33 protein-coding genes and 1 pseudogene are annotated in these 24,750 nt (G+C 42.7%); 10 read left to right on the forward strand and 24 right to left on the reverse strand.

The features are described 5' to 3' along the window. Positions 1–216: 216 nt before the first annotated feature. Complete coding sequence (locus V3595_RS15770; protein ID WP_048683566.1) at positions 217–438, reverse strand: YuzB family protein; 222 nt, start codon at positions 436–438, stop codon at positions 217–219. 269 nt (positions 439–707) lie between these two features. Here V3595_RS15770 and V3595_RS15775 point away from each other — a divergent pair, with 269 nt between their 5' ends. Continuing rightward, positions 708–1,454, forward strand: a complete 747-nt coding sequence (locus V3595_RS15775) for an RsfA family transcriptional regulator (RefSeq protein WP_485908195.1) — start codon at positions 708–710, stop codon at positions 1,452–1,454. Between the two features lie 62 nt (positions 1,455–1,516). Here the strand turns inward: V3595_RS15775 and V3595_RS15780 are convergent, their stop codons facing one another. From V3595_RS15780 to pta, 3 genes are read right to left on the reverse strand one after another with little or no spacing between them, the layout of a single operon-like run. Further along, a complete protein-coding gene (locus V3595_RS15780) occupies positions 1,517–1,690 on the reverse strand; it encodes a hypothetical protein (protein WP_485908196.1) in 174 nt (57 codons plus the stop codon). 1 nt (position 1,691) lies between these two features. Further along, positions 1,692–2,540 (reverse strand): octanoyl-[GcvH]:protein N-octanoyltransferase, encoded by an 849-nt coding sequence (lipL, locus tag V3595_RS15785; protein WP_137023604.1) that lies wholly within the window; start codon positions 2,538–2,540, stop codon positions 1,692–1,694. Positions 2,541–2,575: 35 nt separating this feature from the next. Further along, the gene (gene pta, locus V3595_RS15790; RefSeq protein ID WP_485908198.1) at positions 2,576–3,562 is read right to left on the reverse strand and encodes a phosphate acetyltransferase; all 987 of its coding nucleotides are present in this window, start codon (positions 3,560–3,562) and stop codon (positions 2,576–2,578) included. Between the two features lie 257 nt (positions 3,563–3,819). On the opposite strand from pta, the gene hemQ reads away from it, so the two are divergent. Then, the gene (gene hemQ / locus V3595_RS15795; protein ID WP_063234194.1) at positions 3,820–4,569 is read left to right on the forward strand and encodes a hydrogen peroxide-dependent heme synthase; all 750 of its coding nucleotides are present in this window, start codon (positions 3,820–3,822) and stop codon (positions 4,567–4,569) included. A 413-nt stretch (positions 4,570–4,982) separates the two neighbouring features. Continuing rightward, a complete protein-coding gene (gene gerQ, locus V3595_RS15800) occupies positions 4,983–5,498 on the forward strand; it encodes a spore coat protein GerQ (protein WP_485908201.1) in 516 nt (171 codons plus the stop codon). A gap of 108 nt (positions 5,499–5,606) precedes the next feature. On the opposite strand, the gene V3595_RS15805 is transcribed toward gerQ, so the two are convergent. From V3595_RS15805 to V3595_RS15815, 3 genes are all read right to left on the reverse strand, one after another. Beyond that, positions 5,607–5,975 (reverse strand): DUF423 domain-containing protein, encoded by a 369-nt coding sequence (locus tag V3595_RS15805; RefSeq protein WP_098370223.1) that lies wholly within the window; start codon positions 5,973–5,975, stop codon positions 5,607–5,609. A gap of 23 nt (positions 5,976–5,998) precedes the next feature. Further along, positions 5,999–6,376 (reverse strand): YwdI family protein, encoded by a 378-nt coding sequence (locus V3595_RS15810; protein ID WP_485908203.1) that lies wholly within the window; start codon positions 6,374–6,376, stop codon positions 5,999–6,001. Positions 6,377–6,526: 150 nt separating this feature from the next. After that, on the reverse strand, positions 6,527–7,207 hold the full coding sequence (locus V3595_RS15815) for a uracil-DNA glycosylase (RefSeq protein WP_485908205.1): 681 nt from the start codon (positions 7,205–7,207) through the stop codon (positions 6,527–6,529). A 151-nt stretch (positions 7,208–7,358) separates the two neighbouring features. On the opposite strand from V3595_RS15815, the gene V3595_RS15820 reads away from it, so the two are divergent. Both V3595_RS15820 and V3595_RS15825 read left to right on the forward strand, forming a co-directional pair. After that, positions 7,359–8,792 carry a phospholipase D family protein gene (locus V3595_RS15820; protein WP_485908206.1) on the forward strand — a complete coding sequence of 478 codons (1,434 nt, stop codon included), beginning with the start codon at positions 7,359–7,361 and terminating at the stop codon, positions 8,790–8,792. Positions 8,793–8,927: 135 nt separating this feature from the next. Further along, on the forward strand, positions 8,928–9,275 hold the full coding sequence (locus tag V3595_RS15825) for a YflT domain-containing protein (protein WP_053536921.1): 348 nt from the start codon (positions 8,928–8,930) through the stop codon (positions 9,273–9,275). 77 nt (positions 9,276–9,352) lie between these two features. Here the strand turns inward: V3595_RS15825 and V3595_RS15830 are convergent, their stop codons facing one another. Genes V3595_RS15830 through mobA form a run of 4 tightly spaced genes read right to left on the reverse strand, consistent with a single transcriptional unit; the run spans position 9,353 to position 11,712 of the window. Further along, positions 9,353–10,372 carry a MoeB/ThiF family adenylyltransferase gene (locus V3595_RS15830; RefSeq protein WP_485908209.1) on the reverse strand — a complete coding sequence of 340 codons (1,020 nt, stop codon included), beginning with the start codon at positions 10,370–10,372 and terminating at the stop codon, positions 9,353–9,355. Between the two features lie 24 nt (positions 10,373–10,396). Further along, on the reverse strand, positions 10,397–10,630 hold the full coding sequence (moaD, locus tag V3595_RS15835) for a molybdopterin converting factor subunit 1 (protein ID WP_402943257.1): 234 nt from the start codon (positions 10,628–10,630) through the stop codon (positions 10,397–10,399). Further along, positions 10,623–11,087: a molybdenum cofactor biosynthesis protein MoaE gene (locus tag V3595_RS15840; protein ID WP_260358804.1), complete on the reverse strand. Its 465-nt coding sequence runs from the start codon at positions 11,085–11,087 to the stop codon at positions 10,623–10,625. The genes moaD and V3595_RS15840 overlap by 8 nt, the downstream gene beginning before the upstream one ends. Continuing rightward, positions 11,077–11,712, reverse strand: a complete 636-nt coding sequence (gene mobA, locus V3595_RS15845) for a molybdenum cofactor guanylyltransferase (protein ID WP_485908211.1) — start codon at positions 11,710–11,712, stop codon at positions 11,077–11,079. The genes V3595_RS15840 and mobA overlap by 11 nt, the downstream gene beginning before the upstream one ends. Before the next feature lie 367 nt (positions 11,713–12,079). Here mobA and pdxK point away from each other — a divergent pair, with 367 nt between their 5' ends. The 3 genes from pdxK to bshB2 all read left to right on the forward strand — a co-directional run bounded on the left by pdxK (position 12,080) and on the right by bshB2 (position 14,142). Continuing rightward, positions 12,080–12,907 (forward strand): pyridoxine/pyridoxal/pyridoxamine kinase, encoded by an 828-nt coding sequence (pdxK, locus tag V3595_RS15850; protein ID WP_402904600.1) that lies wholly within the window; start codon positions 12,080–12,082, stop codon positions 12,905–12,907. A 124-nt stretch (positions 12,908–13,031) separates the two neighbouring features. Next, entirely contained in the window at positions 13,032–13,379 is a 348-nt protein-coding gene (locus tag V3595_RS15855) for a YojF family protein (RefSeq protein WP_096339115.1), read from the forward strand. Positions 13,380–13,476: 97 nt separating this feature from the next. Further along, positions 13,477–14,142 (forward strand): bacillithiol biosynthesis deacetylase BshB2, encoded by a 666-nt coding sequence (gene bshB2 / locus V3595_RS15860; protein ID WP_101223880.1) that lies wholly within the window; start codon positions 13,477–13,479, stop codon positions 14,140–14,142. Between the two features lie 149 nt (positions 14,143–14,291). Here bshB2 and V3595_RS15865 read toward each other — a convergent pair whose 3' ends face one another. Together V3595_RS15865 and V3595_RS15870 are read right to left on the reverse strand one after the other, a co-directional pair. After that, positions 14,292–15,497, reverse strand: a complete 1,206-nt coding sequence (locus V3595_RS15865) for an MFS transporter (RefSeq protein WP_402904606.1) — start codon at positions 15,495–15,497, stop codon at positions 14,292–14,294. A gap of 18 nt (positions 15,498–15,515) precedes the next feature. Beyond that, complete coding sequence (locus tag V3595_RS15870) at positions 15,516–15,935, reverse strand: MarR family winged helix-turn-helix transcriptional regulator (RefSeq protein WP_485908213.1); 420 nt, start codon at positions 15,933–15,935, stop codon at positions 15,516–15,518. A gap of 190 nt (positions 15,936–16,125) precedes the next feature. Between V3595_RS15870 and V3595_RS15875 the strand changes: the two genes are divergently transcribed. After that, complete coding sequence (locus tag V3595_RS15875) at positions 16,126–16,497, forward strand: hypothetical protein (RefSeq protein WP_485908215.1); 372 nt, start codon at positions 16,126–16,128, stop codon at positions 16,495–16,497. 146 nt (positions 16,498–16,643) lie between these two features. Here V3595_RS15875 and V3595_RS15880 read toward each other — a convergent pair whose 3' ends face one another. The 7 genes and pseudogenes from V3595_RS15880 to V3595_RS15910 form a co-directional block, all read right to left on the reverse strand. Continuing rightward, on the reverse strand, positions 16,644–17,732 hold the full coding sequence (locus tag V3595_RS15880) for a PQQ-dependent sugar dehydrogenase (RefSeq protein ID WP_485908217.1): 1,089 nt from the start codon (positions 17,730–17,732) through the stop codon (positions 16,644–16,646). A 27-nt stretch (positions 17,733–17,759) separates the two neighbouring features. Then, a complete protein-coding gene (locus V3595_RS15885; RefSeq protein ID WP_485908219.1) occupies positions 17,760–18,626 on the reverse strand; it encodes a Cof-type HAD-IIB family hydrolase in 867 nt (288 codons plus the stop codon). 165 nt (positions 18,627–18,791) lie between these two features. Next, a complete protein-coding gene (locus V3595_RS15890; RefSeq protein WP_485908221.1) occupies positions 18,792–19,910 on the reverse strand; it encodes a PRK06851 family protein in 1,119 nt (372 codons plus the stop codon). 89 nt (positions 19,911–19,999) lie between these two features. After that, positions 20,000–20,476: a Cys-tRNA(Pro) deacylase gene (ybaK, locus tag V3595_RS15895; protein ID WP_485908223.1), complete on the reverse strand. Its 477-nt coding sequence runs from the start codon at positions 20,474–20,476 to the stop codon at positions 20,000–20,002. 98 nt (positions 20,477–20,574) lie between these two features. Continuing rightward, positions 20,575–22,119: a gluconokinase gene (gntK, locus tag V3595_RS15900; protein ID WP_485908225.1), complete on the reverse strand. Its 1,545-nt coding sequence runs from the start codon at positions 22,117–22,119 to the stop codon at positions 20,575–20,577. Positions 22,120–22,141: 22 nt separating this feature from the next. Then, a pseudogene (locus V3595_RS15905) lies at positions 22,142–22,234 on the reverse strand (GntT/GntP/DsdX family permease); the annotation flags it as partial. A gap of 15 nt (positions 22,235–22,249) precedes the next feature. Then, the gene (locus V3595_RS15910; protein ID WP_485908227.1) at positions 22,250–22,555 is read right to left on the reverse strand and encodes a GntT/GntP/DsdX family permease; all 306 of its coding nucleotides are present in this window, start codon (positions 22,553–22,555) and stop codon (positions 22,250–22,252) included. A 26-nt stretch (positions 22,556–22,581) separates the two neighbouring features. On the opposite strand from V3595_RS15910, the gene V3595_RS15915 reads away from it, so the two are divergent. Next, positions 22,582–22,719: a hypothetical protein gene (locus V3595_RS15915; RefSeq protein ID WP_485908229.1), complete on the forward strand. Its 138-nt coding sequence runs from the start codon at positions 22,582–22,584 to the stop codon at positions 22,717–22,719. On the opposite strand, the gene V3595_RS15920 is transcribed toward V3595_RS15915, so the two are convergent. The 4 genes from V3595_RS15920 to V3595_RS15935 are packed head-to-tail and all read right to left on the reverse strand — an operon-like array spanning position 22,716 to position 24,746. After that, on the reverse strand, positions 22,716–22,940 hold the full coding sequence (locus V3595_RS15920) for a GntT/GntP/DsdX family permease (RefSeq protein ID WP_485908231.1): 225 nt from the start codon (positions 22,938–22,940) through the stop codon (positions 22,716–22,718). The two genes, V3595_RS15915 and V3595_RS15920, sit on opposite strands and share 4 nt — an antisense overlap. 29 nt (positions 22,941–22,969) lie before the next feature. Continuing rightward, the gene (locus V3595_RS15925) at positions 22,970–23,668 is read right to left on the reverse strand and encodes an ATP-binding protein (protein ID WP_485908232.1); all 699 of its coding nucleotides are present in this window, start codon (positions 23,666–23,668) and stop codon (positions 22,970–22,972) included. Then, a complete protein-coding gene (locus V3595_RS15930) occupies positions 23,665–24,159 on the reverse strand; it encodes an ECF transporter S component (protein WP_485908234.1) in 495 nt (164 codons plus the stop codon). Before V3595_RS15930 ends, V3595_RS15925 begins: the two co-directional genes overlap by 4 nt. A gap of 2 nt (positions 24,160–24,161) precedes the next feature. After that, positions 24,162–24,746 (reverse strand): cob(I)yrinic acid a,c-diamide adenosyltransferase, encoded by a 585-nt coding sequence (locus V3595_RS15935; RefSeq protein ID WP_241589569.1) that lies wholly within the window; start codon positions 24,744–24,746, stop codon positions 24,162–24,164. Positions 24,747–24,750: the final 4 nt, after the last annotated feature.

Genomic DNA, 24,750 nt, shown 5'->3' on the forward strand with positions numbered 1-24,750 from the left:
ATCTCGATGCACTCATTATAGCGTGTTTTGACAAAAAACCCTAACTTCCACCTTGCTAGTAAGAGGGGTCATTTTGTAAGAAAACGGAAGTTTCAGTCCGATTTTGTCTTGAAATTAAAGAAATAAAAAATCACCGCAGTGTGTCGAATCTGGGTGATGATTACTTGTTTCATTTATCATAAGCAAACAATCCACTCTAACTATATATCATGGATCCTACTTTAGTTTTTTATTAATTTTATCTAGTAACTCGTCTTCTGTCGGTGCAGCAACTGGACGGTTATTGACAAAGGCAAAAGACTTCTTTCTGCCAGGACCGCAATAGGATTGACAGCCCACTTCAATTTTCGCGTCGGGATCAAGCTTTTCAAGACGCGGGATCAACGTTTTAATGTTTACCGCCAAGCAGTCATCGCACACTCTGAATTCATTGGACATCCTCCGGTCACCATCCTTTCCATAACAAACTATTTTTCATCCATTTATACGACTAAAGGGTATTTTACCGTTTCTACTTATGAATATCAAGAGGGCTGGATGATGTGAAAAGGATGTAAATAATCAAAAAACTAGTATCCTTTTAACCTTTTTGTATAAAAAATCCATATTTTGTCCAAAATGCTAGTAGAACACTCCATAAATCACTGCCACACGATATTTTATATAGTTATTTATTTTAAAAATTACCAGAAAGGGAGTATGTAGAAATGAAGGTTCGTCAAGACGCCTGGACAGAAGAAGATGATTTGCTTTTGGCAGAAACGGTATTGCGCCATGTGCGGGAAGGCAGCACTCAGCTCAATGCTTTTGAAGAGGTAGGAGATAAGTTGAATCGCACCTCTGCAGCATGCGGATTCCGCTGGAATGCAGTTGTCCGCCATAATTATGATAAAGCGCTTTCCCTTGCCAAGAAACAGCGTAAGCAGCGGCAAAGGATCCTTGGAAAAGATCAAGGAGGGAAAAAACGGCTTCTTTATACACCGCCATCCCCAACGATTTCCGACATAATGGTTCCCCATGTACAAGAAGAGGAACTAGAGTTGAAATCCGAAGTCGATACTACCAATTATGAAGCAGCAGAGGAATTCGTTGTGGCAGAAGCCCTCGCTCCTAAGACACAGCACACACCAGTAACTTTGGAAACGGTCATGAGCCTTGATACCGTCATCGCCTATTTGGAATCTATGAACGGCCGCATGCTTCAAGCCGAAGTATTAAAAACCGAAAATGAAAGATTGAAGCTTGAAATTAAAGGGCTGAAAAAGCGAAACGAAGAATTGGAGAATAAAATCAGCCACCTAGAACAAAACAGCGGCTTGATGCAGGAAGATTATGAAACTTTGATGAATATCATGAATCGGGCAAGAAAGCTGGTTTTGTTAGAGGAAGAGGAACGTCCGGCAACTAAATTCAAGATGGACCGGAATGGCAATTTGGAAAAAATGGCCGAGTAATAAGATAATGTGGGGATAAGTTACATAGATCAACCACATGATTAAGGCCGTTTCACCCATGTTTATCCGAAAAAGGGAGCCAATAAGGCTCTTTTTTTCATTGTTTCAAGATAGAAGGAATAATATCTCCCCGGACGTTGCTGCCTATCATCCAGACCTTTTACAGTTTCAGTGAATACTAAAGTCGTATTAAATGAAAGAAGCCGTTCCTGACTTAATGGAACGGCTTCTTTCATTTCAATCCTTTAATGCATCAAATACTTTATCATTGCGTTCCACCACTCTTGTCAAGTATGCCTCATACATCGGCCATTCCTGAACGGAAAGAGTGTCAGAGAATATCCTTTCGCTATGTTCCTTCAATACATGCAGGAATCTGAGCATCACGTCCTGAACACTCAATTGCACGCCCAACAATTCAGTTAGGGACGCCATTACCGAAGGGACGATATCAGGATAAACGAATTTGGTTTCTGCATTTCCTTTAGCTGCATCATAAAAACCCTTCACCAGACTGGCACGTTCAGCCCCGCTTCCATTGACACACAAATAGATTTGCACCGCTACGCCATTGCGGATCCTGCGTTGGGAAATACCGGCAAATTTTTGCCCATTGATACTTAAATCATAACTTCCAGGACAATAGGAACCGACGATTTCCCTTGCTTCCATCGTGACTGGGAAATCGGAAAACATCAATTGGACAAGCTCCCACATCGCATCATATCCACGATTGATTTCAATTTTCCGCTCGTTTTCAGGAAAAATGAGCGACAAATTAAGGACACCCTCATCCAGCACGACTGCCAGTCCTCCGGAATTCCTCACGATGGCCTGAAAGCCATGTTCTTCTAAATGATCCAAACCCTTTTTAAGAAAAGGCAACTTCGTATCCTGTATACCCATGACGATGGTTCGATGGTGTACCCACGCCCTGGCTACGGCCGCTGATTTACCTGACCCCACGGAAGCGCAAAATGTATCATCCATCGCAAAGGACTCCAGAGCAGGAAACTGAGGTCCGACGGAAGATTGATCAATAATCCTCCACTCTTGCTGCATTAATAATGAATCTGTTTCACCCATACGAATCTCCCTCTAACATTTAATCCTCAAGCTGCCTATTGATACTGCGCCACAAACCCCTGTGCCGCTGTAATGACAGCCAGTTTATATACATCCTCTTCACTGCATCCCCTCGAAAGGTCATTCACCGGACGATTCAGGCCCTGAAGGATCGGACCGACCGCTTCGAAGCCGCCCAAGCGCTGTACCATCTTATAGCTGATGTTCCCTGCTTCGAGACTTGGGAAAATAAAAACATTCGCATCCCCCTGAATAAGGGAATCCGGTGCTTTTTTTCTTGCTACCGAAGGAACGAAGGCCGCGTCAAACTGAAATTCCCCATCAAGGATGATTTCAGGGTCCATTTCTTTTGCCAAATCGACGGCATCAACCACTTTTAAGGTCTCGGGGGATGTTGCGGATCCCTTCGTCGAAAAGCTCAGCATCGCCACACGCGGTTCGATATCGAACATTAGTGCAGTCTTCGCACTTTCTATGGCGATTTCAGCCAGGTCCTGGGAATTGGGGTTTATATTGATCGCACAATCGGCGAACACATATTTTTCTTCATCCCGGACCATGATGAATACTCCCGATGTTTTTTGGACGCCTGGCTTTGTTTTAATGATCCTTAGGGCGGGCCGAACCGTATCGGCAGTCGAATGAGTTGCGCCGCTGACCATTCCATGTGCCAGTTTCATATGGACGAGCATGGTTCCAAAATAGTTCTTATCCATTAAGATTTCACGTGCTTGTACATCGGTCGCTTTACCATCACGGACCTTCACGAACGCTTCAACCATTTCATCCATCATGATATAATTCTTCGGATCATATATTTCGATTGCATCAAGGGAGATCTTTAAATCTTTTGCCTTCTCTTGAATCAACCCGATATCCCCGATCAATACCGGTGTCACCAGTTTAGCTTTGGCAAGCCTGCCTGCCGCTCCCAAAATCCGTTCATCTAACCCTTCTGGAAAAACGATCTTTAAATTATGCCCCATAATTTTCGATTCCAATATTTCAAATAAATCACTCATTGGCTCTTCCTCCTTTTTAGATACGTTTCCCCCATTTTTTTTATATTTAACCATTCGATGAAAATCCATTGCCGTCTTCTTTTAAGAATACTCTAGCAGCCAGGTAATTTCCAGCCACTTTGGTACCCTGCCAATCCGCAAATTTGAAAATTGTTTGAACACCGAAAAACAGTGATGGTGTTTGCGGGTTGATATAAATTTCCTTATACTGAAACTATGTTATATTAAAGTTATAATAAGACTTAGGAGTGATCGTAATGAGTGAAGCAGCACAAACACTGGACGGCTGGTATTGTTTACATGATTTCCGTCTGATCGACTGGGCTTCTTGGAAAACGTTATCAAGCGACGAACGCCAATTGGCCATCTCAGAATTCCAAGGTTTACTGGATAAATGGAATATGACACAAAGCGACAATGAAGGCAGCCATGCCCTATATTCCATCGTAGGTCAGAAAGCGGACTTCATGCTTATGTTTGCCCGCCCTACCATGGAAGAATTGAATGCAATTGAAAACGAATTCAACAAAACGAAGCTTGCCGAATATACAGTTCCCGCTTATTCATACGTTTCCGTCGTGGAATTAAGCAATTACTTAGCTGGAGGAGATGGTGAGGACCCTTACCAGAACCCTCATGTCCGTTCCAGACTTTATCCGATACTTCCAAAAGCGAAACATGTATGCTTCTATCCAATGGACAAGCGTCGTGATGGCGATGATAACTGGTATATGCTTTCCATGGAAGAGCGCAAAGGCTTAATGCGTTCCCACGGCTTGATTGGCCGCAGTTATGCCGGTAAAGTAAAACAAATCATTTCGGGTTCTGTCGGTTTTGACGATTATGAATGGGGCGTTACACTGTTCGCAGATGATGTCCTTCAATTTAAAAAATTAATCTATGAAATGCGTTTTGATGAAGTGAGTGCACGTTACGCTGCATTTGGTTCTTTCTTTGTAGGCAATATCCTGCCGGAAGAAAACGTACCTTCATTCCTATACGTATAAGACGATGGGCTTCCGGTTTCCGGAAGCTTTTTTTACGTCCCCTCCTTTTTATTTTTCCCCGGCTGTGGAATAAATCCAATCCACATCCCATACATTTTCAATAGTGATGAATTTATTTTTTCACAGTCCCATTCAGCTTCAGGAAAATTGATCAAGGCAATTCCTGACTCCAGCGAGGTGAAGGAACGTTACTTCTATTCATTAGCCGGCAAGAGGATATGGTTTATATCATGAACGGCAGCCGTTATGTATCGCTTAACATTCATTGTGGTTTTTTAAGCCACCCGGGGATTGTCCAGAAAACATATACAATACTACCGGTCGCTATAAATCGCACTGTTCTCCCAGTCCACACTCTCGGATTGTCCAAATTCCACAGCATCAACTAAACCTTGAATTTAGGAGGGAATGTAATGTCACAAAATAATCCTTATGGTAATTATCCGTACGGAGGAAGCCCTTATTACCCCTATGAAAATAATGTGCCTGAACTAAGGCAGCAAAATCCTAATCAGCAACAAGGTTACCCGCAGCAAGGATACCAACAGCCATCATACCAGCAACAACAGCCCACTATGGCAGGCACACCACAACAAGTGCCGATGACGATGGGTCAACCCCCTTCCGGACCACAGATACCTGGCATGCTTCCGGTCGAACAGTCGTACATCGAGAACATCTTGCGTTTGAATAAAGGGAAATTGGCCACTGTTTATACAACGTTTGAAAACAACAAGGAATGGAATGCCAAGATCTTCAAAGGAATCATCGAGGCTGCAGGACGCGATCACTTAATCATAAGCGATCCTCAAACGGGAAAACGATACTTAATCCCGATGGTATACTTAGATTATATAACGTTTGATGAAGAAATCGAATATGAATATCCATTTGGAGGCACTGGGCTTACCACCTATTCGCCAAGGTAAAAAAATCCTATATAGAAGAGCCTCAGAATCTATTTGATTCTGAGGCTCTTCTTATATTGGAATGACTTTTTCCCAAAAAGAGCTGACCCAGAAGATCAGCTACCTTCATTACAAGTATTTATATGCAGCAATGATCATTAAGACCCAAGCAACCAAGAATGAAACCCCGCCAAGCGGTGTGATGGCCCCTAGGACTTTGATTTGCGTAACGCTTAGAACGAATAGGCTTCCGGAAAACAGGATAATTCCTATTAGCATAAGCCAGCCGGACCAGTTGATCAGCGGACTTGAAATCTTCCCAGCCAATATTCCGATTACCAATAAACCAACCGCATGGAACATTTGATATTGAACAGCGGTTTGCCAGGTTTCTAAATATTTATCAGGAATTTTCCCTTCCAGCCCGTGTGCACCGAATGCACCTAGTGCCACAGCAATAAACCCATTCAATGCACCTAAAATGATGAACAGTTTCAATTATTTCGCTCCCCTTCCCTAATTTAAAAATCGAACAAGGACTCCCCATTGGCCTCATCCATTTTAACCGGTTCTACATTCGGTGTAGCCGACATAACGGGCTGGGTCAATGTGATTGGCTTCGGCATGCTGATGTTCGCTGCTTTTTCATCCACCATTACTTCACAAAGGGACTTAATGGCGATTACATACCCCTGCACCTTATCCTCTGAATTTGCCTGTTTCGCTTTTAAAACAAGCTCTTCGATTTTATCTAACATTTGTCTTGATGAAATAACCAACTTTACCACCTCGTCTATATACAGGTCAAAACTATCATAACTAGCATAGCAAAAATCAGAGAAGAAAACACCTTGCATATTTCCTACCTTTTCATTGGCTTGGCTTGAAATTTCAAGCATAGCTGTCCTGAAGAATGAAAGACATCAAGAGAAGGCTGGTTTGATGTTTTGAATTGAAAAGCACGGCAGCCCTTTGGAAAACTGGGATCCCAAGTTATATAGAAATGACTGCACGCCATACAATTCACCCGTTTCGTTTTCCTGCCCATATCATCGGTTCGTGATTTCCCAATCAATTGGGGATTCCCCCATTTCCAACAGCAATTGATTTGTTTTGGAAAAAGGTTTTGTGCCAAAGAAACCACGGGAAGCCGACAACGGACTTGGATGTACGGACTTAATGATTTTATGGCGGGTTTCATCAATTAAAGGGATTTTGGTTTGAGCAGGTTTTCCCCACAGGATGAATACAACCGATTTCGGACGGTCATTCAATAGGCGAATAACTTGATTCGTAAAGATTTCCCATCCTTTTCCGCGGTGTGAGTGCGCCTCTCCCTCACGCACAGTCAAGACGGTATTCAATAGAAGCACTCCCCGTTTTGCCCATTCAACAAGGTAACCATTATCCGGAACATCATAGCCTAGATCGGTGTTTAACTCTTTAAAGATATTTCTTAAAGAGGGTGGGATGCGAACTTCCGGCTTAACTGAAAAACTAAGGCCATGCGCTTGACCAGGGCCATGGTAAGGGTCCTGTCCAAGGATGACAACCTTTACGTCTTCATAAGGAGTATAGTGAAGCGCATTGAAAATATCGTCCTGATCAGGATGAATGACTTGCTGGCTGTACTCTTGCTTTATAAATCCCCTTAGCTCCTGGTAATATTCTTTTTTGAATTCCTCTTTCAATAGAGGCCACCAATCATTTGTCAATAACTGCTTTTCCATCTGCCACAGCCCCTTTCCACTTTTTGAAACTATATTATATCAAACTTAATCGCCTTGCCTTTTCCATAGATTACGATTTATGTTTCTATATACCCCAAAAGTGGGAAATAAGAAAGTTAGCAAGCAATTTAACCATGTTGGAGGATTCCCTATGAAAAAATGGTACAAAAGAAAACGATTTTATCTGCTTGTCAGCATTTTGATCGTCATTGCAATCGTAATCGTCTATAACAGCTACAAGCCTCTCCCCGATGGTATTTCTTATGAAGGAAAAGTTCATCATGTCGAGGATATCGATTTCATCTATGACCTTTCCTATCACGATGAACAAGGGAATCTGCAACATGAGCAGCGAATTTTCCAAACCATAAATCAAGCGATAGAAGAGGCTGATTCTTATATCGTAATCGATATGTTTTTGTTTAATGCTTTTTATGATGAAAAGATAAACTTCCCGAAGTTAACCGAGACTCTGAAGGATAATCTGGTGAAACAGAAGAAAAGGAAACCTGATCTCCAGGTTATATTCATTACAGATGAAGTGAATACTTCCTATAATGCCTACCAATTAGAGGCATTGGAAACGATGAAGAAAAATGGAATTGATGTCATTGTTACCAACTTAGACCGCCTCCGGGATCCGAATCCTCTCTATTCAGGTGTGTATCGGACCTTTTTCCAATGGTTCGGTGAAAGCGGAAAAGGCTGGATTGTGAATCCAATGGCCAAAAGCGCACCAAAGGTCACCTTGCGTTCTTATCTTAGACTGATGAATATCAAAGCCAATCACAGAAAAGTGGTCGCTACTGAAAAAACGGCCATCATCTCATCTGCCAATCCTCATGACGCAAGTGGATTCCATTCCAATATCGCGTTCCAGATGGATGGGAATATCATCGGCGATTTTCTTAAAGCCGAAGAAGCCGCTTCGAAATTCTCGGGAGGACCAAAGTCATTTCCTGAGTTCAAAGGGACATCGGCAGATAAAGGACCGATATCGGTACAACTGCTAACGGAAGGAAAAATCAATAAACATGTCCTTAAGGCAATTAAGGATGCAAAAAAGGGGGACAAGATCCATCTTGCCATGTTCTACATTGCCGATCGCGAGGTTGTCGAGGCATTAACGGATGCAGCTGAACGGGGTGTGAAGATTCAAATGATATTGGATCCGAATCAAAACGCTTTCGGAAGTGAGAAAATCGGGCTTCCCAACCTTCCGGTTGCCGCCGAATTTGAAAAACTGGGGGATGAAAACATCTCGATCCGCTGGTACAAAACAGATAAAGAACAGTTCCATACAAAATTGATGATGATCCAAAAGGCTAATGAAACGGTTATCCTTGGAGGATCGGCTAATTATACCTCCCGCAATCTAGATGACTATAATCTTGAAGCGAATGTTGAAATCCATGCTCCAAATGATGCTGACGTTTCCAAGGATGTCGATAGCTATTTTCAAAGACTTTGGACAAATCAAAACGGAACTTACACGGTGGATTACAGTGAATACCAAAAGAAACTGCCTGTCTTCAAATACTTGACCTACCGCATTCAAAAGGTATTCCGCTTCACCACTTACTAAATATTCTTCGATAAAAATGTTTATCCGTGCCCAAACAAGGTTATATACTACTATAGCCAATCAGCAACTGTAATAAGCAAGATTCCATTTACCTATTTTCAAGAGAATCTTACTAAAATTCAAGGAGGAGTTTATATGTATCAAGTACATGTAGTAGAAAACGGTTTACAAGCAAAGGAAAAAATCGATGAATTAGTTACATCAGGTTATACGAAAGACGATGTATATTTGTTTGCCCATGACAAAACCCGTTCAAAACACCTTACCGAGAATACAAATACAGAAGGTGTAGGCATGAAGGAACAAGGTTTCCTTGATACCGTCGGAAATCTCTTTAAATCACGCGGAGATGAACTTCGTAATCGAATGAGCAACCTTGGCCTTAGTGATATGGAGGCAGAACGTTACGAGGAAGTTCTGGACGAAGGAAAAGTAGTCATCGTCGCTTCCAAACAAGATAATAAAGACGGGGTTACACACTAAAACCCGATGGCCATTACCCTATATGGATTCATAAAAAACGAGGCTCCTTAACAGGCAGCCTCGTTTTTTATAATCTATTATCCCAGGATTCTTTGGTACGTGGCCTTTGCATGGACCATGTCCTTCGTACCGTGAATCAACGCCCTTCCATCCTTGAAAATGACGATACGCTCCCCAGCTTTTTCACAAGAGAGAAGAAATGGATTGAATTTCACCGAATAGCCGCTGCCGTCCAGATCCTTGGCTAATTTCTCGAGTTGCAGTTTCAAAGGTTTTGGAGGTCTTACCTGTACAGTATCCCTCCCGCAAAGAACAGCCGTTTTCGTTGCATTTTCCAGTGTTAAAAAGGGGTATGTCCTTCGCTCCCCGCATGAGAGACAATCTTTCTTTTTCGCTTTTGTCAATTTAACGGTCTGGTATTGATTTCTCCACAGATCAAAAGAAACAAGTGCAGGTCGTACCGATTCCCAATCTTCCACAAGGATTTTCAAAGCTTCGGCAGTTTGGTGTGCCACTACCATCGTTACAGCTGGTGATATGATTCCTCCTGTGTCACAGGTCATACCTTGAATGGGGATCGCTTTCAGCAAACAGTGCAAACATGGAGTCTGTCCGGGAAGGATCGTCAAAGTCATCCCCACACTCCCCACACATGCCCCATAAATCCACGGTATATGAAGCTTTTGTGATAAATCATTAATGATCATCCGTGTCTCAAAATTATCGGTTGCATCCAATATCAAATCAACATCACTAAGCAGCTGCTCGAGGTTCTGGGCATTTGCGTCCATGATGATGGCATTCACTTCTACTTCATGATTGATATCAAATAAATGACGCTTTGCCGCTTCTGCTTTTGGCAGTTTCTCCTCGACATCCCGTTCCGTATACATTTGTTGGCGCTGTAAATTACTGGTCTCGACATAATCCCTGTCGACAATAGTAAGCTTCCCTACTCCTGCACGAGTAAGGGCCTCGGCATTAGCAGATCCCAAAGCCCCTGCACCAAGAAGCAATACATGCTTCTTCATAATTTTCAATTGGCCCCCTTCACCAATGGGGGCGAATAAAGTCTGCCTTGAAAATCGCTCTTTCACCGTGAACCCTCCCTTCCGAATGCTTTAGCCTCCACTGACAGGCGGAATGAAAGCTACGGTATCTCCATCAGATAGAATTGTGTCATCATCGGCAAATTCTTCATTGACCGCTGTCATCACAGTTTCAAGACCTTCCAATTGAAAATCCACCTTCAGTTTTCCTTTTAGCTGGGCCACACTCATTCCATTTCCTTCTATAGTAACAGTCTCTTTGCCTAGCTCATCTTTCAATTGGGCAAATAAAAGTACATTAATCATCAATATCCCCCTCTTCCGGTTTCCCCGTTGGATATGGAACGGTTTCCAACTGGTTTCCGACCCATGTCTCCCCATCTTCCCAATGTTCTTTTTTCCAAATCGGGACGATTTCTTTAATTCTTTCAATCGCATACCTGTTTGCCTCATATGCATCATTTCGGTGTGGCGTACTAACGGCAATAACCACTGCGATATCCGTGATTTCTAGTTTACCTACACGATGGGTGATCGCCGTTTCTGCATCAGGCCAACGCTCCTTGATCTCAGATCCGATTTGCTCCAATTTCTTGATGGCCATCGGTTCATACGCTTCGTATATTAAGAAGAGAGTCTTTTTTCCTTTCGTCATTTCCCTCACCGTACCAATAAAGGTCGTGACGGCACCTGCATTTCGACTGACTACTTTATCAATCACTTCCTGGATGACAATCGGCTCTTTTGAAATATTATAATTCATGTCTACCATCCTTTATATATAATTCAGTTTGATCAATATAACCTGCCTCTTTATAATCTTCCATCGTATTCATATTGAAAAAAAGGTAGTGAAAATGTTCAGGATTCTCGCGATATAACTTAAATTCGGTTTCTTTCATGATTTTCACCGAAATCTTTTCCAAAAATAGTCTCATTTTCAATTCATGTTTTAATAAACACTCCGTCAGTACAGGAAGACACCTTTTATGGTAAACAGCAAAAAGCGGCTGGAGCCTGCCATTTATTTCTGGAATGACAGCATCGAATTCAGGTTCATAATGGGAAATGATATCCTTTATGGCATCTGCATTCACAAACGGCATATCACAGGCTGCAAGGAACTGAAGCTCCGTTTTCGATGAGGTCAACCCTGCATGCAATCCTCCAAGAGGTCCTTGATCTTTATGTAAATCCGGAATTAGCGCCAGCTGCAGAAAACGATATTCTTCAACTGTATTCGTAATGACCATAATGTTTTCTGACACCTTTTTCAATTCGGATGCCACTCTTGAAATGTTCACAACGCCGCCTATGGTCAACAGGGCCTTATTCACGCCCATACGGCTTGATTTCCCACCAGCTAAAAGCAACATTGTCCATTCCATAGAAATCACCCTCCTTTTTTGGGTTTAATCCTGCATCGAACGGTAAAGCTATACTAAATGTATCCACTATATTTAAATATTTTAAATCAACTTTGAAAATAATGACACCTTCACAAACTTTGCTTTGTAATAAAAGGTGGAAAGTAGGATCAAAAAGCTAAAAAGCAGGCCACCCACCCATTTTATTTTCTGAATTCCAGGTCCGAAAAATGACTCATGCGTGGCAATTCCATTACCTTTCTTAAGGTACTCATATTAAGGTGAAAACTAAGTTTTACATAAAAGAAATTTTGGTATATTCTAAAAATAGGATATTAACTGGTATGCTGATAATATCGATATCTAATTCTCCTGAGGAGGTCACATAATGACTATGAAAAGAGCTATGACAGTTGCCGGATCGGATTCGAGCGGCGGTGCGGGTCTTCAAGCAGATTTAAAGACATTCCAAGAATTCGGCGTTTACGGTATGTCCGCTTTAACGACAATCGTGACGATGGATCCTAAGAATGGCTGGTCCCATAATGTATTCCCTACACCGGTCGAGGTTTTGGAAGCCCAAATCGAAACGATTCTATCAATCGGCATTGATGCCATGAAAACGGGAATGCTTGGATCAGTGGAAATCATTGAACTTGTTGCCCGTAAAATAGACGAGTTGAAGCTGGACAAGGTCGTAATCGATCCAGTTATGGTATGTAAAGGTGAAGATGAAGTGTTGCACCCTGAAACAGCTGTAGCTCTGCGCGAACTGCTTGTTCCACGTGCAACTGTAGTCACGCCAAACCTGTTCGAGGCCGCTCAGTTAGCGGGAACTGCGCCTATCAAGACGATTGACGATATGAGGGCTGCAGCCGAAAAGATTCATGCACTTGGTGCAAAATATGTCTTGATCAAAGGCGGTAATAAGCTGGATCATGATAAAGCCATTGACCTTTTATATGATGGAACTGAATTTGAAATCCTTGAATCAGAAAAAATCGAAACGACCAATACACATGGTGCCGGCTGTTCATCTTCAGCAGCCATTGCAGCTCAATTGGCTGAAGGGAAAAGCCCGCGTGAGGCTATCCTCATTGCTAAAGACTTCATCACCGAGGCCGTTCGCCATTCTTGGAAGATGAATGACTATGTTGGACCTGTCAATCATGGTGCATACCATAAATATGGAATCGCTGAAAAAACACAAAAATAAAACATCAAGTTTAATGGCCGCTCAAATTCATCGAGCGGCCTTTTTCGCTTTTTTTGTTTTTATTTAGTAAAATAGAAAGAAGGAAAAGCTTATCTAGCCGCCCAGTTAAGGAGGAAATTATAGAATGAAACCTATAGACCGTACAGAGGTGCAAAATGCCATTGATTCTTTCGCCGGACAAGATGTATATCTTCACCTTGAAACGACAAATGGTGCCTATGCCACTCATGTAGATGAAGCTTTCTTTTCGGCAGGTGCTTATATTCGTAATGCTCTTATACAGTATGAACATGGGAAGATAGTTGGGGATGGACCCTACCGCATCGGCTTGAAGCTCAATATTGGCTGGGTATATGCAGAAGGCGTTAACCACTTCGAAATGGATGAACAAGGGAGATTGCTATTGGCAGGCCTTGATTTTTCCGGAAAGCTTGCTGTCTCCATGCAGCTCAGTCCCACTCCTTTTGAATGATGACAACTTGCTTGATATATATCATATAATTCCGATGAAAACTCCCATTCACCGATAACCATACTCACTGTAAGTAGAACGGAAGGAGAAATATACCTTGGAAAAAGAACGCCATGTATTAGTTATATTCCCACATCCCGATGATGAAGCCTTCTCGGTCTCCGGAACGCTTGCCCTTCATAGAGAAGCGGGCACTCCTGTCACCTATTTATGCTTAACTTTAGGAGAAATGGGACGTAATTTAGGAAACCCTCCATTTGCAACAAGGGAATCGCTCCCTAAAATTCGTAAAAAGGAATTAATCGATGCAGCAAATGCGATTGGCATCCAAGATTTACGCATGCTTGGATTGCGTGATAAGACAATTGAATTCGAAGATGATGAAAAGCTGACTTCATTATTTACCGATGCCATCAATGAATTGAATCCTTCATTGATCATTACGTTTTACCCAGGATACAGTGTCCATCCAGACCATGAAGCGACAGCACGGGCTGTGGTTAGGGCCGTTGAAAGAATGGAAGCGAAAGAGAGGCCTAAACTTCATTGTGTCGCCTTCTCGAATAACTGCATTGACGAATTAGGGCAACCTGACATCATCCATGATATCTCTGCCGTCGAAGAAAAAAAGGTAGCCACATTCACTGCCCACCGTTCACAAACTCAGGCAATGGTGATCGACTGGAAAGAGAAATTCGAAAATCAGGATGCCGATTTTCTAGACTGGATCCGCAAAGAACGATTATGGACCTATAAGTTTTAAAGAAACCGCCAATATGGCGGTTTTCTTTGTTTATGGCATAAAAAAAACGCCTGTGGGATACAGGCGGAGAAAAGGGGGATACTTTGGAAAATCAATCATAATATAAGCATCCCCAAAATTCTTCATTTTATACAATCATATTCAAAAAATTAGGCAGACAAGCGTTCCTCATGCTGCATTTTCACTCTTGCCGAGGCTTTTTTTCCATGCGCCAAGTAATAAATGCCAATAAGTATGAACGCAAAGATCGACATTCCTATGAATAACCCTTTGAACCCTGTATATGGAATAAGGAATCCCAATAGGAATGGGCCCACACCAATACCGAAGTCATACATTGTAAAAAACGTGGATGTGGCTAATCCCATCCGATTTGAGGGGGCTTCCTTGATGGAAATCGCTTGACTGCTTGATTGGAACGTACCATACCCCACTCCGATAAAGGCGCCGGCAATCAGAAGCGTGATACCATGATGGGATTGGCTCAGGATGACCATACCGACGGCAAATAGCAAGAGCGATGGATAAATAACTGCATTTTCCCCCTTCACATCAAACATCCGGCCTGTAAACGGACGGGACGCCAAAAGGAATACAGCAAATACGACAAAGAAAAAGCTCGCCGCATCCATTAAATCCATTTCTTTTGCAAAAGACGTTAAATAGGACAAGATGCTCGAATAGGTAAATCCGGCAAATCCGATAAAAATGGATATGGGCAGTGCCCTTTTTTCAAAGTAATCACTGATTTTAAATCCTTTTTGTGGTGAAGCTCCGACCTTTTCCCCTTCAGGCACATTCATGAATAACGATGCGACTAAAGAAAACGCGGCAAATAAGGAGGCTGCATAGAAAATGATGGAATAACTGAAATGCTGTGTTATCAGCAATCCAATAAACGGACCGAAAGCCATTGCCAAGTTTGTACTCATGGCAAAGTAACCTGTGCCTTCCCCGCGTCTTTCATTCGGAATGATATCTGCAGCAATCGTTCCAGTTGCCGTAGTGGCAAGGCCAAAAGCAAAACCGTGAATAAGCCGATCGATCAATAAGAGGGATAAACCATTCACCAGGAAATAGCCAATGGATGCAATCAGGAATAGCACCAACGAGCCAAGCAACATCCTTCTGCGGCCGATCTTATCAATTTTTTTCCCTGCAATCGGTCTGACAAGCACAGCCCCAAGAACAAAAATACTCGAAGCAAGCCCTGCTTGTGCTTGCGACGCATGAAAGTTATCCATCGTGTAAATGGTCAATGTCACCATCAAGACATAAAAAGTTAAAAATAGAAAAAAGTTCGCAGACGAGACAATCAGAAAGTCTTTCGTCCACAATTTCGGTTTGTGATTCATTTCAATCCTTCTTCCTTACTATTGTTTTAATTTTTCCTTCAGGAAAATCAACGTACGTAACGTTGCCTCCCGGTCTTCTTCAGCCAAACCGCTCATTAATTGAAGTTCAAATTCTTCAACTACCTTTTTGGCCTCTTGATAAGTCCTTAAACCTGACTCCGTTAACTGTATTCTCCGTTCCCGTTTATCTTTTCCTGGGACTTGTTCAATCAAATCAAGTTCTTCCAACCGGTTTACCGTCCTGGTTACCGTCGGTTTCTCCACATCTAGATAAGTGCTTATTTCAACAAGCGTAGAACAGCCAAACTGATACAGATAATATACAATCGACCATTGGGAATGAAAAAGATCAACCTTGGCCAATTGTTCATTTAACTTTTTGGTAAATGACCTTGAAAATTGTAAGTTATGATGAAAAAAACCATTTTGAAAGGACAAAGGTATTCCTCCTGTAAAGTAGTTACCTAGGTAACTATACACCTATTCATTAAAAATGTCTAGCCTTCGGATGAACGAAAATAATCGTAGACACACTGTTTCCTAAGCTTCTCCACCGCTTCAAACACAACAAAAAAAACCTCTTTTCAGGAGGTTCGGGCTTTTATTTGAGAGTTTGGAGGAAATACTCGTGATTTTGGTGCTTTTTCTCGTGAATTTTGCGCTTTTACTCGTGAGTTTGGGCGTTACTCGTGAGTTTCACGCTTTTACTCGTGAATTTCACGCTTTTACTCGTGATTTGGTGCTTTTACTCGTGAATTTGGGCGTTACTCGTGAGTTTCACGCTTTTACTCGTGATTTGGTGCTTTTTCTCGTGAATTTTGCGCTTTTACTCGTGAGTTTTGCGCTTTTACTCGTGAATTTGGGCGTTACTCGTGAGTTTCACGCTTTTACTCGTGAGTTTCGCGCTTTTACTCGTGAGTTTTGCGCTTTTACTCGTGAATTTCACGCTTTTACTCGTGAGTTTTGCGCTTTTACTCGTGAATTTGGGCGTTACTCGTGAGTTTGGTGCTTTTACTCGTGAATTTTGCGCAAATACTCGTGAGTTTCGCGCTTTTACTCGTAAGTTTATAGGACATAAACCAAAAAGGAAACCCCGCTATTAGCTAGGTTTCCGATTATATGCTTCCTTTCTTCTCATTAATTACATCAAGGCATATTTAACCGAGATAGCGGCAAACGATAAAGTTTATCATCCTTTTCATCAGGATTTCCTCGGCCGTCCGTATTGTTGCTTATGAAATAAAGAAATTCTTCATCAACGAATACATCGCGTATCCTTCCTGAGCCTGTGATGATATTAGTCAGTTTTCCGCTTTTCACATCATAACTCTTAAGTGCTTCGCCCCTTAAGGCTGCAAAATAGAGCTTTCCGTCAAAATAGGCCATGCCAGAAGGAGCCCATGTATTTTCACCGGAATGAATCAATGGTTTTACCATATCAGCTTTTTGCTCATCGCCCTGTATCTCTGGCCAGCCATAGTTCTTACCCGGATCAATTTTATTTAATTCATCGTGAGCCGAATCTCCATGCTCACTTTCATACAACTGTCCTGCTTCGTCCCAAGCAAGGCCTTGTGGATTGCGGTGACCGTATGAATAGACGTATGAATTCGCGAAAGGATTATCGTTCGGAATGGTGCCATCCAGGTTCATGCGCAGAATTTTCCCGCCTAAAGAATCTGTGTCCTGTGCGATCTCAGCCCTTCTTGCGTCACCTGTCGCTGCATATAGCTTATCATCCGGACCAATCATGATCCTGCCGCCATGGTGGAAGTCCCCGCTTGGTATTCCGTCGATTAAGGTCTCCATCTCCTGCCACTCATCATCATTTTTTTCTAAAATGACGATTCGATTAATGGAATTCCCGCCTTCTTCATACGTATAATAAGCGAAAGCTTGCCCACTGTTAGAAAAATCGGGAGCTAATAAAAATCCAAGCAACCCAGCTTCCGCTTTAGATGACAATGTCTTTTTTAGGTTGACCTTTTGCCGTGTCATCTCACCCTTGTCCCATTCAACGATAGTTCCTGTCCGCTCCGAAACATACATTGTGTCCCCATTCTTCTGAATCGACCATGGGACATGCAAGTTCGTTACCAGCACATCCGGATCTTCACCTAAAGTGCCTGTCACTTCCTTGTCAGGATTCGGCTCGGTTTTACTGTCATCATCATTCATGTTACAGCCAGTTAAAATCAATGCAGCCATAAGGAAAAATAAGAGCAATTTTTTCAAAAGTCTTTCCCCCTTCGATTCATGAGTTTAATAGGCTGACTGTTTAAGTACCTTTAAAATGGCCTCCGCTACACCGGATTCATCATTCTTGCCTGTTACTTCATCACACAGTTTTTTTATTTCAAGCGGGGCATTTCCCATTGCGACAGACAATCCTACCCGTTCAAACATGGATACATCATTATAATTATCCCCAATAGCCATCGTTTCCTGCATCGAGCCGGATTTTCCATTCACATATGTTTCAAGTGCCGTACCTTTTTGAGCTGTTTCACTCATGATTTCCACATTTTCACGTCCCGATGAAGTGACTGTAACTCCCTGTCCTTTCAATTTCGAAGCAATTTCATTTAATAAATTTAAATCCTTTGAGAAGCTGAGAATTTTATAATATTCCTCATTCGAACGGCTGAATAACTCGGAATAATCGGAAATGGAAGTTACCTGTCCAAGCTGTAAACGCTCCTCCGCATATTTCCGCATATTCTCAGGGTCAATGTCCGGATTGGCTGTAACGAATACATCAACCAAAACAGATATTGCGTTTTCATAGTCTTTAGAATAAATTCCCTGACTCGTATATATTTCGAAATAAATCCCTTGTTCTTCTAGGAATCCGGCGACCATTTTAGCAGTGGCAGCTGACATTGGATTGGAAGCGGCAATATTTCCGTCCTCCGTGAAGAGGGCAGCCCCATTTACACAGATGACAGGGCAAACGATGCCTGCTTCATCTAAAGCGAACCTTGCTTCCACATAAGATCTTCCAGTAGCAATGATCACTTCCACTCCCTCACTTTGCGCCCTCTGGATAGCTTGCTTATTATCCTCACTGACCTTTTGCATTTTGTTTAACAATGTTCCGTCCATATCAATCGCAATCGTCTTTATCAATTCAACCGGCTCCTTTTTTTCAATATAATCCCTATTTTAACCGAAAGGACATGGATAAACACGTTTAACAAACCCGTATCTATTCTTGTGTGACTTCCGTCATTAAAAAATCGTCTTTTGTATATAAATAAACTGCACCTATTAAAATAGGCGCAGTTTGTTTTCTTAATGCAGAATCGTTTGGCTATCGACATCTTGTGCCCGTTCAATGATCTGTTCTTGGATGTCTCTTTGAATGTCATCGATGGCTGTAAAGTCCATTGCTTTTACATAAATCTTTTCAAGTTCGTCATGCAGCTCTTTCGCCTTAGCCAGATTTGCTGTCGCTTCATTCATTTTTGTCCGGTACCTGGTGGAAACATCCTTTATCTGATCGGCATAAATTTCATCTGTTCCAGGCAGGATAGCTGTTTTATATATATCTATGATTTCATCACCTTCACAACTCGGGAAATATTCATGCGGTGATGTGCTGTCAAAAATGGCGATCCCTACCTCCCGGACGATTACCATGTCCAAGCTATGCGGATCGAATCCGCAATGATATACTTCCACATCAAAGCCCCTTTGCTCCGCAGCCTTTGCAATCTTCTTCAGCATCGTTGATTTCCCTGAACCTGGACGTCCCTTTAAAAAGTACCGTTTTTGTATTCCCTCAGTAATATTTGGGATGAAATCAACTGCACCTTTTGGTGTAGCTGCCCCTAAGAATCGGTGACGAACATCCGACTTCTTATTAAGGGTTATATCTCTATAAAAGCCTTCTATCAATTTATTGGTCAACCCATTCAATTTAGCGAAATCAATATTTGCTTTATAAATGTCTTCCCATTCATCATGTATCTTCAATGCTTCAGCGAATAGGGCATATGCCTTCTCGAAACTCTTGCTTCTTGCATTCGTCAATCTTATGATGGCCGCTCTTTCAGAAGCCAGCTGCTGGGAATTCCAGGCAGCCCCTAGATTGACATATTCCTCAATGGCCCCAGGTGCCTTCGGCTCAATCACATGCGGCGCGGTCCCATCCACGAGTCCGATTTTCAAAGCAGGAATGATCACTCCATCAATGGAATCATTATCGGACGAACAATGTAAATACTCGATGTCATAGTCTTTATCCAGCCATTCTTGGCCGATTTTTTTCATAATGGTCGATTTACCGGAACCAGGTCCGCCTTTTAAAATGAATAATCTTTCCAAACCTGCCAAATTGGAATCATATAAACTATAAAAACCTTTAGCCGTATTGCCTCCTGCGAAATAATGCATCACTTTTCCTGTCACTTTCACACTCTCCCTCACAATACAGATGTGATCTTCAAGACAGCGTATGCAGAACAGAACTAATAGGTGAATGCCTACAGGTTAACAGTCTATTTTATTAGGGCTGCAGATTCCGCTTGTGTGACCTCCAGGAATTCTGACGGTTTTAATACGATCTGTGAACCGATCTTTCCTCCGCTTACGATGATTTCAGGCAGGTTTGCTGCACTTTCATCAATAAAGGTCGGGTATTGCTTTTTCATTCCGATCGGGGAACAGCCTCCCCGAATGTACCCTGTGAATTTTTGCAGATCTTTAACTGCAAGCATTTCAATTTTTTTTGCACCTGCAGCCTTCGCTGCTTTTTTCAAGTCCAGTTCGGTGGCTACAGGAATGACAAATACGTAAAGCTGCTGCGGTCCGTTATGGGTAACAAGCGTTTTAAAAACGGTTTCTGGGGCTTTTCCAATTTTGTCCGCAACAGTGATCCCATCGATTTTTCCATCGCGGGCATCATAACTCATCATGCCATACTCTATACGTTTGTTATCAAGAATTCGCATTGCATTCGTTTTACTGGCTCCCATAAGAATATTCCCCTTATCGTTTTCTACCATCTTACCATTTTAATTACCAGGCAAAAAGAAAAGCACAGTGCCAAATGCATCTGTGCTTTCCCTAAAAATCATTCTAAATGACGTCTTTGGAAATCAGCGATTCTCTTGTAGTCGCCTTCCAATTGCCTGCTCACGGATAAATAAATCGACATTAATTCTTCATATACTTTAACGTTCTCTTCGATCGGGATAAGTTCATTCGTTTCACCAACCATACCTTCAACCTCATCAAGGCTTTGGATTTCGCCTAAAGCGTATAATCCAAGAACGGCTGCACCTAAGCTTGAACTCTCGAAGCTTTCAGGAATTGTCACGTTTTGATTGAATATATCAGCCATGATTTGGCGCCAGAGCTTTGAGCGGACAAATCCGCCGCTTGCATGGATCTTCTCGGGAGCACCCGTCAATTCCTTAACAGCAAGAAGTACACTGTACAAGTTATACATCACACCCTCCAGCACTGCCCGGACCATATGGTCACGAGTGTGATGAAGCGCCAGTCCGAAGAAGGAGCCCCTTGCATCGGCACTCCATAATGGTGCCCGTTCCCCTGCCATATACGGGTGGAATATCAAACCATCAGAACCAGGTGCAATATTGGAAGCCATATCCGTCAGGATCTCATAGGAGTCCTTTCCCGAAGCCTTCGCTTTTTCGATTTCCACACGGCCCAACTGATCGCGTGCCCATCGGAAGGTGATTCCCCCATTGTTGACCGGTCCGCCGATTACCCAGTGATTCTCAGTAAGGGCATAGCAGAATGTCCTGCCTTTCGGATCGGTAAGCGGCCGGTCACTGACGGTTCTTACCGCACCGCTCGTTCCGATTGTCACTGCCAGAACGCCTGGCTTGATTGCGTTTTGCCCTAAGTTGGCAAGCACACCATCACTCGCGCCAATCACAAACGGGGTACCAGCCTGAATGTTCATTTTTGCAGCTAATTCCTCACTTAATCCTGAGAGGATATGCGTTGTAGGGACAAGCATCGGCAGCTTATCAGTCCCAATTCCAGCAATGGTGAGTGCCTCTTCATCCCACTTCAGGTCATTCATGTTGAACATGCCCGTTGCAGAAGCGAGTGAATAATCCATCACATACTCATTGAAAAATTTATAGATGATGTATTCTTTAATTCCTATAAATTTGTCCGTTTCGTTAAAAATCCCGGGATGCTCATTTTTTAACCACATTACTTTCGTGATTGGGGACATCGGGTGAATGGGTGTTCCGGTCCTGTGATACAATTGCATCCCTTGTTCCGAAGCCTTCAATTTCCTCGCATAGGCAACACTTCGATTATCAGCCCATGTAATGCTATTTGTCAGCGGTCTGCTGTCTTTACCCATTGCGATCAAGCTATGCATCGCCGAACTGAACGATATCAAGCCCAGTTCTTGCTTTTCTATTCCGCTTGCAATCATAACCTCGCCTATTGCAATGATGACCGCTTTATAAATTTCTTCGGGATCTTGTTCCGCCACGGAAGGAGTTGGACTGTGCAGAGGATATCCCCTCGAACAAGATTGGACTACCTCCCCCCCTTTTGAAAAAAGAACAACCTTCGTACTCGTCGTACCAATGTCTATTCCCATCATATAACCTGAATGTCCCATATTTACAACATGCTCCTTTCTCTTAAACAATTGAATTCAATAGTAAGATTAGGATAAGTGAAACGAATGATATAATCGTTTCCATAACCGTCCAAGACTTTAACGTTTGTGCGACTGTTAAATTAAATCTTTAGCGACATGGATCATAAGCTGCAACGGCTTCATCCACCCCGCTCGTGATCAATACAATTTTAAATGCACCGCACGCCCCGATAATCAAGATGATGGACGCAGTTGGGACGAGGCAGGCGGACATGAATTGGTTTAGTTCTTCTTTATTAAAACCTCTAGCGCATCCTAATGTAAAGAATGAAACGACCACAGAAATCATGAGGGCGATGATTGGTTTTCCAATGAAGGCATTCCAATCATTTCTTATTGTATCTTCAGCAAACAAAGCACCGAAAGCCTCGATCAACAATAAAAAGACCGGCATTAAAATCGTGTTCCGCTAGCCCCTCGATGCTTGTACATCCATTAAAAATTTCGATGATCAAAGCATATAAAATGCCAAAATGGATTAGCTACCCTTACTGCGCCTCCGAATCGACCATCATCTTTCCAAGCATGTTACCTAAACCGAAAATGAGTGCCATCTAACCAAGAGGATTACCTACCCCTATCTGAACAGCATCTGCAACATCCGTAATATCCATACCTGCGATAATCCCTAAAATGACGGAAGCAAGAAGTAACGCAATAAATGGGGACCATTTTGCTTTGGCTATGATAACGATCAAGAGCAAACCATTGTTATGGCTAACAATCAATAAAAGTAAGATTTCAATGAAAAAAGCATCGAACCAGTTCTTTATGAACAAACTCGATACCTGATTCAGTCATGAGAACATCATTCTCCAATGAAAAGAGGACCGGATATGTGCTTGATTTCTTTCTCCAGATGTTCAGGATAGGCAATGAGGAAGCAGGTGGATGGTCCCGATGATTTTTCAATATCGACATTATCACTTATATGCACAGAAACACCTTCACCACTTTGATCCAGGTGCTTCCATTCATATGCTATCCCTTTTGAGCCGACTGGAAGTGCCTGAACGTCTTCCATTTCACATAGGCTTTTATATAAAGATAATGGCGCGACCCAATCTTGCTGTTCCATTACTTCTTCTCCAACGAGCGGTCTGCCGATCAGAGCGATTTTCCATGAAGGATGCTGCTTTTTAACACGTTCATTCACTCGCTTACCAATCACCATAAGACCAAGTGCTGATTGAAGAAGCGGCATGTTACTTTCTGTGCTGCCAGTAATGGGAAGGTCCTCCATTCCCAATTCACCCAGCCCCTTTTTGACACCCCTGGTCAAGTCCTCCCAGGCTTCATCACCGCAGAAATTATTTAGAACGACGGATACGGGTCTTCCGCCAACGCCCAAACACTCCATGACGGCAACCCGAAAGGAATAATAGCCGACGACCTCATAAGGGACATGGACAATGTCCTTTTCCTTCAGCCCGATACCGCCGCTATTATCACTAGAAACAATCAATGAATCTGATTCGGAAAATGGCAAAATCAACGAATCACTCATTCTACGAGTCCATCTTTAAAAATCATTTTTTTCAAAACAGGCTCCAAGCGTGGCAGTAAAAGGGCCGCCAATACTACATTTACCGCCGTCGCTGCCGTTAACCCCGGAACCAATAACGTGTAAAAACCAGGGCTGATCAGAAATGCGAAAGGCAGGGCTAAAACGAAGGCATTACCGATAAAGAAGAGGAAAAATGCGCCTGCTTTTTTTCCGTGTATATATAAAATGCCAAACATCCATGCCAGGACTGCCATTTCGACCATGATCAAAAAGTGGAATGGCCCAAGCGGCATGCCGCCGATGAACGCTGAAATGATATGACCAAGCCCAGCTACTATAGCCCCCGATACCGGGCCAAGTATGACAGCCGCCAAAAGGGCCGGAAAACTATCCAAAGCGATGCTCCCGATTGGGGAAGGGATTTTAATCATTGCCCCTACCGCCGATAAGGCAATGAATATAGCGATTGCACTAATTTTTCTTACGTCCATGTTTATTCTTTTTCCTTTCTTTTCCCTCCACGGAACACATTTGCGCTGCGGATATATTCCACATCTTTCACACCAAGACGGAAATTGATCACACGTGCAACAGCAAAGAAGTAATCCGACAAACGATTTAAATATTGAAGTGATAATGGTGAAACAGCCGCCCCCGACTTGATCAATGAAACGACCAATCGTTCTGCCCTTCTTGTAACGGTTCTGGCAATATGAATGGTTGCTGCCGCTTTTGAGCCGCCAGGCAGGATAAACTTTTCCAATTCCGGCGCTTCAAGTATGAAGGCATCTATCCGTTCTTCCAAATAGGTAATGGCCTCATCCGTCAGCTTTTGTGGGGCCTTCTCGGAAACGGTTGCCAAATCACCGCCGCAGTCAAACAACTCATGCTGGATTTTCTCTAGGTCGGCCAGTATATCCGTAAATATCGCTGGATCCAATTCTGTCACCGCAAGACCGATATAGCTATTCACTTCATCAACCGTTCCATAAGATTCGACACGGATGTCATCCTTGTCAAGGCGACCTCCGATTACGCTTGTTTGTCCCTTATCCCCTGTACGTGTATAGATTTTCATCCCA

Source organism: Bacillus sp. CFBP9009, from assembly GCF_036541465.1.
Taxonomy (GTDB): Bacteria; Bacillota; Bacilli; order Bacillales; family DSM-1321; genus Peribacillus.